The organism is Oharaeibacter diazotrophicus, from assembly GCF_004362745.1.
In the GTDB taxonomy this organism is placed as follows: Bacteria; Pseudomonadota; Alphaproteobacteria; order Rhizobiales; family Pleomorphomonadaceae; genus Oharaeibacter; species Oharaeibacter diazotrophicus.
In genome coordinates, this window is the sequence record NZ_SNXY01000007.1 from 105,481 (window position 1) to 119,095 (window position 13,615).

Sequence of the window (13,615 nt, forward strand, 5' to 3'; positions counted from 1 at the left end):
TGGACCGCGGGAGAACCGGCATTCCACGGCGTCCCGCGATGCTTCGAGGGCTCCGGACGAGCCGAGCGATCCGCGCAGATCGTGCTTTGCTCGCAGGCCCGCTCGTGGTGGCGAGCGTTCGGCCGGTCACGCGAAGCGCCGCGCCAACGCGACGCAGCCGACCACCGCTCCCGTCGCCGCCGCCATCGGCCACGCGACGGTCTCGTGGAGCAGGGCGGCGGCGAGGGCGAGGCCGAGGAAGGGTTGCAGCAGCTGCAATTGCCCGACGCCGGCGATCCCGCCGCGGGCAAGCCCGCGATACCAGAACACGAAGCCGATCAGCATGCTGAACACCGAGACGTAACCGAGGCCGATCCATGCGGCCGGCGAGACCGCGGCGAAATCGGCCGGCCGGGTCGCGACCGCGGCCACGACGGCCAGGGGCGCCGCGATCAGCAGCGCCCAGGAGATCACCTGCCAGCCGCCGAGCCGACGCGACAGCCGCGCACCCTCGGCATAGCCGAGACCGCAGACGAGGATCGCCGCGAGCATGGCGGCGTCGCCCGTCGCCGCGCCCTCGCCGCCGTTCGCCAGCGCGAAGCCGGCGACGATCGCAGCGCCGAGACCGGAGAACAGCCAGAACGGTCCCCGGGGCCGCTCCCCGGCGCGCACCACGGCGAACAGTGCCGTCGCCAGCGGCAACAGGCCGACGAAGACGATCGACCGGGCCGCGGTGATCGTCTGCAGTGCCACCGCCGTCAGCAGCGGGAATCCGATCACGACGCCGAGCGACACCACGGCGAGGGGGAGGATGTCGGCTACGGCGGGGCGCCGCTGGCGCGCCGTGGCGAGCAGGATGGCGCCGATCGCGGCGGCGATCGCGGCCCGCGCCGACGTCAGGAACAACGGAGACAGACCGCCGACCGCGACCCGCGTCGCCGGCAGGGAACCGCTGAAGATCACCACCCCGACAAGCCCGCTGCCCCAGCCGTCCCACGAAGACCGCATCGCCAACCTCCACGCCAACCCGGGCGAGCCTAAGAGGAGGGGGCTGGTGGAGCCAGCGACGGTTCGGTACGATTTCGACGAACCGTATGGGTAACGGTATCCGTACGGCTGGGCGGAGGGGACATGGATCTCGGGGTGGGGCCGCGTACGGCGGAGGCGATGGCGGCCATCCGGGCGCGCATCTCCGGTGGCGGGCTCGGGCCGGGCGACCGGCTGCCGTCGATCCGTCGGCTCGCCGCGACGCTCGGCCTGTCGCCGTCGACGGTGGTGGAGGCCTACGATCGTCTCGCCGCCGAGGGTGTCATTCGCGCGCGGCCCGGTTCCGGCTTCTACGTCGTTCCCGGCGTGCGCCCACCGCTCGCGTTCGCACCGGCGGTCGGGCGACCGCCGGCGGTCGATCCGTTCTGGGTCTCCCGGCTCGCCCTCGACGCCGATCCCGCCATGGCCAAGCCCGGCTGCGGCTGGCTGCCCGCCGACTGGATGCCGACGGAAGCGCTGCGCCGCGCCATCCGCACCGTGGCGCGATCCGACGCGGCGCTCCTGACCGACTACGGCGGCACGCGCGGCTCCCCGGCGCTGCGCCGGCTGCTCGCCAACCGGCTCGCCGACGAGGGTGTTCCGGTCGGCCCCGACCGCATCCTCCTGACCGCGTCGGGGACGCAGGCGATCGACCTCGTCTGCCGAATGCTGCTCCGGCCCGGCGATACGGTGATCCTCGACGATCCCTGCTACTTCAACTTCCAGGCCCTGCTCGGCGTCCACGGGGTCCGCACGGTCGGCGTGCCCTTCGGCGAGACGGGCCCCGACGTCGCCGCCTTCGAGGCGACGGTCGCCGCCGAACGACCGCGTCTCTACTTGACCAATGCCGCCCTCCACAACCCGACCGGTGCGACGATGGCGCCGCAGACCGCGCACCGGGTTCTCGCAGCCGCCGCCGCCCACGACGTCGTGGTCGTCGAGGACGACATCTTCGCCGACTTCGAGCCGGATCGCTCGGTGCGTCTCGCCGCCCTCGACGGCCTCGATCGGGTCGTGCGCGTCGGCAGTTTCTCCAAGACCCTGTCGGCGTCGGTGCGCTGCGGCTACGTTGCCGCGCGGGCCGACTGGATCGAGGCACTGGTCGACCTCCAGGTCGCCACCGGCTTCGGCGGGCCGAGCCCGGTCGCAGCGGAGGTGGTGGCCCGCCTGCTCGCCGAAGGCGGCTATCGCCGGCACGTGGAAGGGCTGCGTCGACGGCTCGACGGTGCCCGCCGTGACGCGGCGCGGCAACTCGGAGATCTCGGCATGGAGCCATGGACGATGCCGCGCGGCGGCTTCTACCTCTGGTGCCGCTTGCCGGACGGGCGGGACGGCGCCACAGTCGCCCGTGCGGCGCTCGGCGAGGGTGTGGTGCTCGCGCCCGGCGACGTCTTCGCGGTGTCCGGGTCCGCCGCGGCGTTCATGCGCTTCAACGTGGCGTGGGCACGCGACGCCCGCGCGCTCGACGTTCTGCGCCGCGCTCTCGACGGCCCCGCGGAGGAGGGGGCCGCCCCGGACGGATGAGGCCGCCACGATCGTCTTGGACGAGGACCGGACACCGCCGGTCGCCGGCACCACCGCGTCGTTCCACCCGCAAGCGCACTCGCGGGCGCGGGGCGACCGGCGGGCCCTCGTCGGTCCGACGGCGATCGGCGCGGACGTCAGTGCGTCCGCATCCGGCGGCACGAGCCCCGTACGCCGACGGGCTCCGGCGCCCGCGTCCCGGTTCGTCCCGGCGCGACGTCGCCGCTCGGACAACCGGTCGGAGCCGCGAGCGCCGGTCCGGTGGTGATCGCGCCGCTGCGTGCCGTGCCGGCCGCGGAGAGGGCGCGCGCATCGACCACCAGCAGCCGGTCGCTCCCGTGAATGCGGCTCAGAAGGCGTCGGCGACATAGCGGAACGACCTCCGTCCATACAGCGCCAGATCGAAGCGTACCGTCCGTGACGCGAGATCCGGATGGCGCGCCAGGAACAGGTCGGCCGCCGCACGGATCCGCCGCTCGGCCGTCGGCGTCAGCGGATCCTCCGGTCCGTCGCAGGCGTCGGTGCGTGCCTTGACCTCGACGAACGCCACCACGTTGCGGCGGCGCGCGACGAGGTCGATCTCGCCGGCGGCGGAACGTAGTCGTCGAGCGACGATCCGGTAGCCCGAGAGCCGCAGCCACCACGCCGTCACGTCCTCGGCTCGGAGCCCGAGGACATAGGCCGCTCGGCGCCGCGCGCCGTCGTCCGCGGCGCCGTACCGGGCGGTGTCGGCGCCGTGCTCCCCGGAACGTGTCCGGACGCCCCCGTTGCCCTCCGTTCGCGGAGGGCCCATAACCCGAGCCGAAGCCGTCATGGAGTGCCTCGATGTCGCTCGCCGTCGCCGTTCAGATGGACCACATCGCCAACATCCGGGTCGCCGGTGATTCCACCTTCGCCCTGTTGCTCGAGGCGGAGCGCCGCGGGCACCGCGTCGTGCACTACACCCCGGATCGACTGTCGATGCGGGGCAACGTCGTGTCCGCCCTCGTCGAACCGCTCGGGGTGCGCGACGTCGCCGCCGACCACTTCCACCTCGGCGAGCCCTATCGCGTCGACCTCGCGCAGATGGACGTCGTCCTGCTGCGCCAGGACCCGCCGTTCGACATGGCCTACGTCACCACCACGCACCTGCTCGAGCGCATCCATCCTGCGACGCTGGTCGTCAACGACCCCCGCGAGGTGCGCAATGCGCCCGAGAAGCTGTTCGTGATGGACTTTCCGGACCTGATGCCGCCGACGCTGATCAGCCGGGACCGCGACGACATCCGTGCCTTCCGCCGCGAATACGGCGACGTCGTCATGAAGCCGCTCTACGGCAACGGCGGCCAAGGCGTGTTCCGCGTCAAGCCCGACGACGAGAACTTCGGGTCCCTGCTCGACCTGTTCTCCACCCAGTTCCGCGAGCCGTGGGTGATCCAGCGCTACCTGCCGGCGGTGCGCGAGGGCGACAAGCGCATCATCCTGGTCGACGGCCGCTTCGCCGGCGCGGTCAACCGGGTTCCGGCCGCCGACGACCTGCGCGCCAACATGGTGCGCGGCGGTGCGGCGGAGACCACGGTGCTGACGGACCGCGAACGCGAGATCTGTGAACGGGTCGGCCCCGAACTCGCCCGTCGCGGCCTGCTCTTCGTCGGTATCGACGTCATCGGCGGCAACCTGACCGAGATCAACGTGACGTCGCCCACCGGCCTGCGCGCCATCCGCCGCCTCGGCGGCCCGGACGTCGCGGCGGCGATCTGGGACGTGATCGAAGAAAAGCGGCGCGGCTGAAAACCGCGACACCGCGGACACATCCTCGGGCAGGCCGGTCGTCATGGCTCACCTCCAGTCGAGTGGATCCTAAGGGGTACAACTTCGCTCCGTCAAGAACAAACGATCCCTAAATGTTCCCATCTCGTTCTTGACCGATCGGTTGTGCCCTGATAAGTTGCGCGAGTTGCAGGAGCGCGCTCGCCATGGTGACCCACGTCCGGACGGTCTGCTTCCAGGGTATCGAGGCCACCGCCGTGGACGTGCAGGTGCACATCGCGCCGGGACGTTTCGCCTTCAACATCGTCGGTCTCGCCGACAAGGCCGTCAGCGAGAGCAAGGAGCGTGTACGCGCGGCGCTTGCCGCATCCGGGCTGGCGCTGCCGTCGCGGCGGATCACCGTCAACTTGGCGCCGGCGGACCTGCCGAAGGAAGGCAGTCACTACGACCTGCCGATCGCGCTCGGCCTGATGGCGGCGATGGGTGCCTTGCCGGCCGACGCGCTCGAGGAGTTCGTGGTGCTCGGAGAACTCGCGCTCGACGGCACGGTGTCCCCCGTTGCGGGCGTTCTCCCGGCCGCGATCGCGGCGAACGGTGCCGACCTCGGGCTGATGTGTCCCCGCGCCTGCGGATCGGAGGCGGCCTGGGCCGACGAGGAGATGCCGGTGCTCGCGCCGGCGAGCCTGATCGCCGTCGTCAATCATTTCAAGGGCGTCCAGGTGATGAGCCGGCCGTCGCCGCGGGTGGCCGAGGGGCTCTCGCCGCTGCCGGATCTTTCCGAGGTCCGCGGCCAGGAGATGGCGAAGCGGGCGTTCGAGATCGCCGCGGCGGGCGGGCACAACCTCCTGATGGTCGGGCCGCCCGGGTCCGGCAAGTCGATGCTGGCGTCGCGACTGCCGTCGGTCCTGCCGCCGCTGTCCGCGCGCGAACTCCTCGAGATATCGATGATCGCCTCGGTCGCGGGCGCGTTGCCCGAGGGCCGCCTCTCCGATCGCCGCCCTTTCCGCGCCCCGCATCATTCGGCGTCGATGGCGGCACTGGTCGGCGGCGGACCGCGGGCTAGACCGGGGGAGATCTCGCTCGCCCATCACGGCGTGCTCTTCCTCGACGAGCTGCCCGAGTTCAATCCCGCTGTGCTTGACAGCCTGCGACAGCCGCTGGAGACCGGCGACATCATGATCGCGCGCGCCGCCGCCAAGGTGACCTATCCCGCGCGGTTCCAACTCGTTGCCGCGATGAACCCTTGCCGTTGCGGCATGGCCGGGATGCCCGGGCACACCTGTCGGCGTGGCGAGCGCTGTGCCGCCGAGTATCGCGAGCGACTGTCGGGGCCTCTGCTCGACCGCTTCGACATCACCATCGAGGTACCCGCCGTCAACGCGGCGGATCTGATGGCGCCACGGCGCCAGGGCGAGGCATCGGCCGCGGTGGCCGCCAGGGTGGCGGCCGCACGGCGGCGGCAGATGGAGCGTCACGCCGCTCTCGGCCGACCGGACCTGACGGTCAACGCGGCGCTGCCGCCGGGCCTGCTCGAGGTCGTGGCGCCACTCGACGCGGCCGGCAAGCGGCTGCTGCGCGAGGCGGCGGATGCGCTCGGACTGTCCGCCCGTGGCTATCACCGGGTCATGAAGGTCGCACGCACGCTCGCCGATCTGGAGGGCGACGAGTCCGTCGGACGGATGCACGTCGGCGAGGCGATCGCGATGCGCGGCACGCTCGAACCGCGGCGGCGCGCGGCATGAGCGCGGCGGTGTCCCCGGCAACCGAATGGCAAGGCCGGCCTGCTATGGTTCGGTCCTGGCAAGGCACCGCGGCGGCGGTTCGGTACGACGGTGAGCGGATGACGACGAAGGGAGCCGAACGGCGGGCAATGGCGGGAGCGCCGCTGCTCGATCGCCTGCACCTGCCCTTCGGTGCGCGGACCGCGATGGCGGCCGTCGGTGCGGTGGCCGCGATGGCGCTGCTGGCGCTCGCTCTCCTCGCCGCCCGTCGCGGGGCGACCGCGGAGGCCATGGTCGTCGCGTCCGTCTTCGCGCTCGTCCTGTCGGCGACGGCGTTCGTGCTCGGGCGCGGCACGTCACGCGGCGTGGCGATGGGGGCGTCCACGGAGGCGGCCTCCGTCGAGGCCGGCGCGGCGTCCCTGGACGAGAGCGCCGACCTCGTCGTTCGCTTCGATCGCCACGGCCGCATTGTCGAGGCCAGCCACGCGGTCGGCTCGCTGTTCGGTGGCGATGCGGCCGCCCTCGTTGGCGTCGTGCGCGGCGTCTTCGCCGCCGCACTGGTCGACGGTGAACTCGCCGCCGTGGCCGAGGCGCGGACGCGGATCGGCCGGCCGCCCCTGGTGCACTGGCAGGCGATCCGTGCGCAACTCGTCGGGCGCCGGCCCGAAGCAGGCGACGGCGATGCCCGGACCGGCGGGGTCGAACTCGCCGGCGACGTCCGGATCGTCACCGCGGCGGGAATGCGCTGGTACGCTTTCATGGAGCGGCCGGACGGGCGCGGCGACGGTCGTGTGCTGGTCGGGCGCGACGTGACCGACCGCAAGGCGATCGAGGCCGCGTTGTCGGAAGCCCGTGATCAGGCCGAGGCCGCGAGCGCGGCGAAGTCGCGCTTCCTGGCGATGGTGAGCCACGAGATTCGAACGCCCTTGAACGGCATCCTGGGCATGACCGGGCTCTTGATGCAGACGCCGCTGACACAGGAGCAGCGGACCTACGCCCGCGCCGTCGAGACCAGCGGCGAGGCGCTCCTGATCCTGATAGAGGACCTCCTCGACTTCTCGAAGATCGAAGCCGATCGGCTCGATCTGCAGGTTCGTCCGGTGGCACTCGACGAGATCGTGGAAGAGCTGGTCGAACTCCTGGCACCGCGCGCCGCGGCCAAGGGCATCGAACTCGCAGCCTACGTCGATCCGCGCCTGCCGCGCAGCGTCGTCGCCGATCCGATCCGGCTGAAGCAGGTGCTCTTCAACCTGACGGGCAACGGGATCAAGTTCACGGCGGAAGGCGGCGTCGCCGTCGAGGTCGGGCCGGTGTCCGGAGACGCGCCCGATGTTCCCGGCCATGCCGTTCGGTTCATGGTCCGCGACACCGGCATCGGGATCGCGCCGGAGGACCGCGAGCGCATCTTCCGTGAGTTCGAACAGGCCGATCCCGGACCGACGAGAAGCTATGGCGGGACCGGGCTCGGGCTCGCCATCGCTCGCCGGCTCGTTCGCCTCATGGGAGGAGACGTCTCCGTGGAAGGCGCGCCAGGTGCCGGGACCTGTTTCAGTTTCGTAATTCCGTTGCCGGCCTCCGAAGCTGCCGACATCTCGGGCGGTTCGTCCGGCGAGCCCGCCTACGTTCCGCCCGAAGCCTCCGGCGACGTACCGCTCGTCGGCGCCCGCGCGGCGCAGGCCGCCCTGTTCGCACGAATCGGCCATGCCCGGGGCCGAAGGCCGGTCGTGCCGGACGCCTGGGCCGGCGACGCCGTTCTCGCCGGTCGGCGCATTCTGGTCGTGTCGAACGCGCTGATCGAGGGGCCACTGCTCGTCCGTCGGCTATACGACGCCGGCGCCGAGGCGACCCTGGTCGCGCCGCGCGATCTCGAGGCCGCACTGGTGGATGCTGCCCGCCACCACGCGGTCGTGGTGGACGCCGCGGCTGGCGACGCCTTCGCGTTGCTCGATCGCGTCAGGGCCGTGTCGCAACTTCCGGCAGGGGTGTTGATCGATCCTCGTCAGCGTCCCCTGCTGCCGGACCTCTCCGCCGCGGGATACGGAGCCTATTTGGTCAAGCCGGTCAGGGCGCGCTCTCTGGTGCTCATCGTGCGAACACTGCTCGGCGAGGTGGGCTTCGACGCCGCGGAAGCGGCGGTCCGGGAGCCGACGCCGCGCCGGTCGGCCGCGGCCCGGCGGACCGTGCTGCTCTGCGACGACAACGAGATCAATGCACTGCTCGGCAGGGGGCTGCTCGAGAAGCTCGGCCATGCCGTCACGGTGACGACGGACGGACGACGCGCGGTCGCGCTGGTCGAAGCATCGCTCGCCGGCGAGGTGGCGCCGTTCGATCTCGTCCTGATGGACCTCCACATGCCGGAAATGGACGGCCGTGAAGCGGCTCGGCGCATCCGGGCCGTCTACGAGAGGGCGGGAATGGCGTCCGCTCGGATCGTCGCGGTCACGGCGGATCTGCACGCCGAGCCGGATGCTTCGGATGCAGCCTCCCTGTTCGACGGTTGGCTGTCGAAGCCGATCGATCCTGCGGCGCTGCGCGAGGCCGCGGCCGAGCTTTGATGCGGGGGATGAGAACCCCTTCGCGGTTGCCGCGTCGGTCCGCCGCAGGCCCGGGCAGGGACCGCGGACGGCGTCGGCCGCCGATGATCGGAGGGCGACCTATGGGCGACCCGGATCGCGGCACGCCGCCGAAGCGGGGCGCTGCCGTTCGCCTGCGGCGAGCCGGCGGTGCCGCGGCGCGTCGAGCCGGCCGCCGACGACTCGCGGCAGTCGATGCTCCGACGGCCGGGTGCCGACTTTCGCGATGCAAAGTATGGTGACCCTACGGGCTTGACGAGTGCATTCCCGGGGCGCCGAAGTCGAGGGCTCGCAGGCGTGGGAGGTCGCGATGGCGGACGACAGCAGGTTCATTCCCTTCGACCTGACGGCGGTGAAACCCGAGGACGGAGCGCCGGCCGAGGACCGGGTGGTCAAGGGGGCGCCGCGAACGAGGGTATGGTTGGTCGAGGAGACGGACGACGGCAAGCTGTTCGCAGGTGTTTGGGAAGCGACGCCCGGGACGTGGCGCGTCGCCTACGACGAATGGGAGTTCTGCACGATCCTCGACGGGATCTCGATCCTGCACGAGGACGGCGCCGAGACACCGCGCGTACTGCGGGCCGGCGACAGCTTCGTGATCAGGCCGGGGTTCACCGGGCTGTGGGAAGTGGTCGAGACCACCAGGAAGAACTACGTCGTCCGGCTGCCGTGAGGTCGGACCGAGGTCGCATCCCTCGTCGCCGGGCCGGCACCCGCGCGGCATCCGCGCTCGGCGATCGCGCCTAGCGGCCGCCGCGGAACGGCCGTGGCCGTCGTGGTGTCCGGCAGGCGGCGACGGACGGCGGGGCCACTCGGCGCCGGGTGCGACGGCGTTCCCGTTGCCGGACACGTCGAAGCGCGATCGACGCCTCGACGGTGCGCGTCCGGACCCGGGTGGGGCGCGAAGATCGAGCGCATCGCCGCGCCACATGCGCTGCGCGCATGCTGCCGGCAGACGCCTCGGCGCCGGGACCGGATCGCTTCGGCCATGTCCCGGGCGGGCGTGAGCCGCAGCGGCTGCGGTGCCGATCGGGGGACGATGCGAACAGGAGGCTCCGAAGTGTCCCTGCCATTCGATCGGCCGCGACCGTACGGCTCGGCGGCCGATCGGCGCTCCGACGACGCTCCGGCGAGGACGCCGCGCGCCACGATCGGCGCAGCGGGGCGGTGGTGCGGGATCGCCCGGAGGTTCGCGCCGGTCCGATATTGCGCTAGAGCGCCTTCCGACCTGACGGAATCATCAGGTCGATAAGAAATCGTTCCAGATTCAATGAGCTGGAGCATTCTCATACCGACCGAGTCGTGCAACTTGGTGGGAGAATGCGCTAGACCGCAACGACGCGGCGAGGGCCGGGACGCGAACGGAGACGGAAGAGATGAAGCTGGACAAGGTGGAAGACGCCATCGCGGCCATCGCGGCCGGCGAGCTGGTCGTGGTGGTCGACGACACCGATCGCGAGAACGAGGGCGACCTGATCATGGCGGCCTCGAAGGCGACGCCCGACAAGATCGCCTTCATGATCCGGCACACCAGCGGCATCCTCTGCGTGCCGATGCCGGCTGTGCGGGCCGACCAGCTCAACCTGCCACCGATGGTCGCCAACAATCTCGATCCGATGCGCACGGCCTTCACCGTCAGCGTCGACTACCGGGTCGGCATGACCACGGGCATTTCCGCCGACGAGCGCACCAACACGATCCGCGCGCTCGCCAACGACAACGCGGTGGCGTCGGACTTCCTGCGCCCCGGCCACATCTTCCCGCTGATCGCCCGTGCGGGCGGCGTACTGACCCGCTCCGGCCACACCGAGGCCGGTGTCGACCTTGCCCGGCTCGCCGGCCTCGAGCCGCTCGGCGTCCTCGCCGAGGTCGTCAACGACGACGGCACCGTGAAGCGCCTGCCGGAGCTGGTGCCCTTCGCGCGCGAACACGGGCTCAGGATCGTCTCGATCGAGGACCTGATCGCCTATCGCATCAGGACCGAGCGCTTCGTCACCCGTGTCGTCGAGCGCGAGATGACGATCGGCGGCCTCAAGGCGCAGGTGATGGCCTACCAGACGCCGTTCGATCCGATGCAGCACGTGGTCGCCGTCTTCGGCGACGTGCGCGGCGGCGAGGACGTCCCGGTGCGCATCCACCGCGAGCAGCCGGCGCTCGATCTGTTCGGCCGCACCAGCGGTACGCGCAGCTGGGTCGACACGGCCGTGGCGGCGTTCAAGGGGCAGGGTGGGCGCGGCATCCTGATGTTCCTGCGCAACCCGGTGGTCGACGACCTCGCGGCGATGGACGAGCCGCAGCAGGACGGCAAGGATGGCGAGAAGCACGGCAGTGCCCACCTCCGGATGCGCCGCTGGCGCGAGGTCGGCGTCGGTGCCCAGATCCTGCGCGATCTCGGCATCCGCTCGATCGCGACGTTGGCGACCCGGGAGCGCTCCTACGTCGGCCTTTCCGGTTTCGGCATCGAGATCACCCGCACGATCCTGATCGAGGACTGATACCGAGCCCGCGAGGCTCCGACCGTTGGTCGGAGCCTCGCGGGCGAGGAGTGCCCGACCGGGCGCCGGCCGGATGGACGAAACCTCGCAAGTTCCCGACGAGTCCGGAATTCGCGAGACCTGTACGAGCGATCGCGCGGCGGGGCGCAGATCGTCGACGCGCTCCGGATGCCCGCGCGCCCGCCTGTTGGGGAAGCGAAGAAGGGCCGGCGGATCGCCCCGCCGGCCCTTCTTCGTGTCGTGCCGTACGGCCCGTGCGGTCAGGCGGCCAGGATCTGGGCGACGAACCGGTCGAGGCCGCGCTTCAGCTCCGCGGCCTCGTGGCCGAGGCTGCGGGCCTGGGCGGCGACGTCGGTCGCGGCCGTGTCGGTACGGCTGACCGCGCCGCGGACGTCGCCGATGTTGGACGACACCGCGGCGGTGCCCGACGAGGCGCTCTGGGCGGAACGGGCGATTTCGCTGGTGGCGGCCGACTGTTCGCGGACGGCCTCGTCGACCGAACCGACCGCGGTGCCGATCTCGCCGACGACCTCGCGGATCTGCGAGATCGCGTCGACGGCGGTTCGGGTCGCCTCGCGCATGGCGGCGATCTGCGCGCCGATCTCCTCGGTGGCCTTGGCGGTCTGGCCCGCGAGGTTCTTGACCTCGCCCGCGACGACGGCGAAGCCCTTGCCCATCTCGCCGGCCCGGGCCGCCTCGATGGTGGCGTTGAGGGCGAGCAGGTTGGTCTGGGCGGCGATCGACTGGATGATGTCGATCACCGAGCCGATCCGCCCGGCGGTCTCGAGCAGCGATTCCACGATGGTGTTGGTGGAGCGGGCGTGATCGTCGGCCTCGCCGACGATGCGGCCGGAGCGCGCGATCAGTTCCGAGACGTGGCGCAGCGAAGCGAACAACTGGTCGGTGGCGGCGGCGACCGAGCGCACGTTGGCGCTGGCGTCGTCGGAGGCCTCGGCGACCTTGTCGGAGCGGTCGCTGGCGGCCTGGGCGAGGCGGACCATCTCGTCGGCCGAACCTTCGAGCGTGGCGGCGGCGGCGGCGACCTTCTCGACCACGGAACCGACGCGGGACTCGAAGTCGCGGGCGAGATCCTCGGTCATGCGGCGGCGCTCGGCCTCGCGCTCCCCGCGCATGCGCTCCTGTTCGCCATGATGGCGGAGCGCGTCGGCGGCGACGCTGTCGCGGATCTGGGAGACCGCACGGGCGATCTCGCCGATCTCGTCGGCGCGGCGGTGGCCGGCGATGGCGTCGACGTGGCTTCCGGTCGCCATGGCGCGCAGGGTCTGCGTCAACAGGTTGAGCGGGTTGATGATGCTGCGCGCCGCGAGGAAGCCGACGACGATGGTGGCGAACAGGATGGCGATACCGGTCGCCATCATGCGGTTGGTCATGCCGGTGACGGCGGCGAAGGCCTCGTCGACCGCCTGGGTGGCGACCAGCGTCCAGGTGGCGTCGAAGATCCGGGCGTCGGCGGAGACGGCCATGAAGGCGTGGCCGTCGTGGGTGTAGGTCGTGGCCGACGTGCCCTGCTCGGGATCGACCGGGCGGGTGTCGAGGCCGACGACGGACATCGTCTCGCCGGCCTTGCCGCTGCCGTCGGCGACGTCGTTGCGCAGCAGTCCGTCGGCGCCGATGGCGAAGGTGAAGCCGGTTTCGCCGAGGTTGCGACGGTCGGCGAGTACGCCACCGAAGATCGTGGGATCGAGGCGGAGCACGACGTAACCGGTGCGCAGCACCTCCTGGGCGGCGTTCATCGCCGCGTTGGACTTGCGCAGGATCGGCATGCCGACGAAGGCCGAGGGGGTGGCACCGCCCGCGGCGTAGGGCGCGAAGTCGGAGAAGACGACGCCCTCGGCGGTCTTCAGCGCGCCGTAGAGCGCGGCGAGCCCGGAGCCGGCGACCGCGGGATCGGTCTGGGCGGCGGTGAAGTCGTCGCCCTTCTGCAGGCTGTAGACGACGCGACCGTCCGGGTTGAGCATCAGCACGTCGGCATAGCCGCCCCGCCGGGCGGCCTCGGCGATCAGCGCGTGCACCTTGGCGTGCCGGAAACCGTACATGGTATTGGCGTCGGCGCCGTCCTTCTTCGCACGCTCGCCCGCCGGCGGCGCGGCGAAATAGGCCTTGGTCTTGGCGAATTCGGCCTCGTTGGAGGAGAGGTTCTTGTCGAGTTCGCCGAGGCTGCTGGCGACGAGGGCGGTACCGCCGAGGCTCTCGAGGTCGGCGCGGACGCGGGCGGCGGTCATTTCGAGCACCGCGGCGCGGCCGTCGGCCGCCAGCGACAAACGGTCGACCGCCGCGTCGGACAGCGCGCTCCGCGCCCCGCTCCATCCGATCGCACCGACGACCGCGGCGCTGACCAACGCGAGGCCCACGATCACGACTGGAAGGCGCAGCTTGAGAGTTGAGAACATTCTCGATCCCGGATCGGTGAGGAAATTCTTGGTCCCCAGAGGATCGGTCGCGAAAATGACAGCGCCGTTAACGACCTCGGCCGAATGCGGGAAAAACTTCCCGCAAGTCGGTATCGTTGCGGATCCCGCAGCGGGAA

9 protein-coding genes are annotated in these 13,615 nt (G+C 71.4%); 6 read left to right on the top strand and 3 right to left on the bottom strand.

All coding sequences use genetic code 11. From position 1 onward, the window contains the following. Nucleotides 1–126: 126 nt before the first annotated feature. Complete coding sequence (locus tag EDD54_RS09025; protein ID WP_126540860.1) at nt 127–987, bottom strand: DMT family transporter; 861 nt, start codon at nt 985–987, stop codon at nt 127–129. Nucleotides 988–1,110: 123 nt separating this feature from the next. Between EDD54_RS09025 and EDD54_RS09030 the strand changes: the two genes are divergently transcribed. After that, on the top strand, nt 1,111–2,529 hold the full coding sequence (locus EDD54_RS09030) for an aminotransferase-like domain-containing protein (protein ID WP_245515708.1): 1,419 nt from the start codon (nt 1,111–1,113) through the stop codon (nt 2,527–2,529). A 349-nt stretch (nt 2,530–2,878) separates the two neighbouring features. Here EDD54_RS09030 and EDD54_RS09035 read toward each other — a convergent pair whose 3' ends face one another. Further along, nucleotides 2,879–3,181 carry a YraN family protein gene (locus tag EDD54_RS09035; protein WP_245515709.1) on the bottom strand — a complete coding sequence of 101 codons (303 nt, stop codon included), beginning with the start codon at nt 3,179–3,181 and terminating at the stop codon, nt 2,879–2,881. Nucleotides 3,182–3,354: 173 nt separating this feature from the next. On the opposite strand from EDD54_RS09035, the gene gshB reads away from it, so the two are divergent. The 5 genes from gshB to ribB all read left to right on the top strand — a co-directional run bounded on the left by gshB (nt 3,355) and on the right by ribB (nt 11,067). Then, entirely contained in the window at nt 3,355–4,299 is a 945-nt protein-coding gene (gene gshB, locus EDD54_RS09040; protein WP_126540861.1) for a glutathione synthase, read from the top strand. Between the two features lie 185 nt (nt 4,300–4,484). Further along, nucleotides 4,485–6,020 (top strand): YifB family Mg chelatase-like AAA ATPase, encoded by a 1,536-nt coding sequence (locus EDD54_RS09045; protein ID WP_126540862.1) that lies wholly within the window; start codon nt 4,485–4,487, stop codon nt 6,018–6,020. A 98-nt stretch (nt 6,021–6,118) separates the two neighbouring features. Further along, nucleotides 6,119–8,554: an ATP-binding protein gene (locus EDD54_RS22905; RefSeq protein ID WP_165644385.1), complete on the top strand. Its 2,436-nt coding sequence runs from the start codon at nt 6,119–6,121 to the stop codon at nt 8,552–8,554. A gap of 328 nt (nt 8,555–8,882) precedes the next feature. Next, nucleotides 8,883–9,245, top strand: coding sequence for a cupin domain-containing protein (locus tag EDD54_RS09055; protein ID WP_126540863.1), 363 nt, complete (start codon nt 8,883–8,885; stop codon nt 9,243–9,245). A gap of 703 nt (nt 9,246–9,948) precedes the next feature. Continuing rightward, a complete protein-coding gene (gene ribB / locus EDD54_RS09060) occupies nt 9,949–11,067 on the top strand; it encodes a 3,4-dihydroxy-2-butanone-4-phosphate synthase (protein WP_126540864.1) in 1,119 nt (372 codons plus the stop codon). Nucleotides 11,068–11,327: 260 nt separating this feature from the next. On the opposite strand, the gene EDD54_RS23635 is transcribed toward ribB, so the two are convergent. Then, complete coding sequence (locus EDD54_RS23635) at nt 11,328–13,478, bottom strand: methyl-accepting chemotaxis protein (protein WP_126540865.1); 2,151 nt, start codon at nt 13,476–13,478, stop codon at nt 11,328–11,330. Between the last annotated feature and the right edge of the window lie 137 nt (nt 13,479–13,615).

What these genes read in the sequence shown, in the direction of transcription:
- EDD54_RS09025 (WP_126540860.1), bottom strand. Translation starts at nt 987, where the DNA reads ATGCGGTCTTCGTGGGACGGCTGGGGCAGCGGGCTTGTCGGGGTGGTG.
- EDD54_RS09030 (WP_245515708.1), top strand. Translation starts at nt 1,111, where the DNA reads ATGGATCTCGGGGTGGGGCCGCGTACGGCGGAGGCGATGGCGGCCATC.
- gshB (WP_126540861.1), top strand. Translation starts at nt 3,355, where the DNA reads ATGTCGCTCGCCGTCGCCGTTCAGATGGACCACATCGCCAACATCCGG.
- EDD54_RS09045 (WP_126540862.1), top strand. Translation starts at nt 4,485, where the DNA reads ATGGTGACCCACGTCCGGACGGTCTGCTTCCAGGGTATCGAGGCCACC.
- EDD54_RS22905 (WP_165644385.1), top strand. Translation starts at nt 6,119, where the DNA reads ATGACGACGAAGGGAGCCGAACGGCGGGCAATGGCGGGAGCGCCGCTG.
- EDD54_RS09055 (WP_126540863.1), top strand. Translation starts at nt 8,883, where the DNA reads ATGGCGGACGACAGCAGGTTCATTCCCTTCGACCTGACGGCGGTGAAA.
- ribB (WP_126540864.1), top strand. Translation starts at nt 9,949, where the DNA reads ATGAAGCTGGACAAGGTGGAAGACGCCATCGCGGCCATCGCGGCCGGC.
- EDD54_RS23635 (WP_126540865.1), bottom strand. Translation starts at nt 13,478, where the DNA reads ATGTTCTCAACTCTCAAGCTGCGCCTTCCAGTCGTGATCGTGGGCCTC.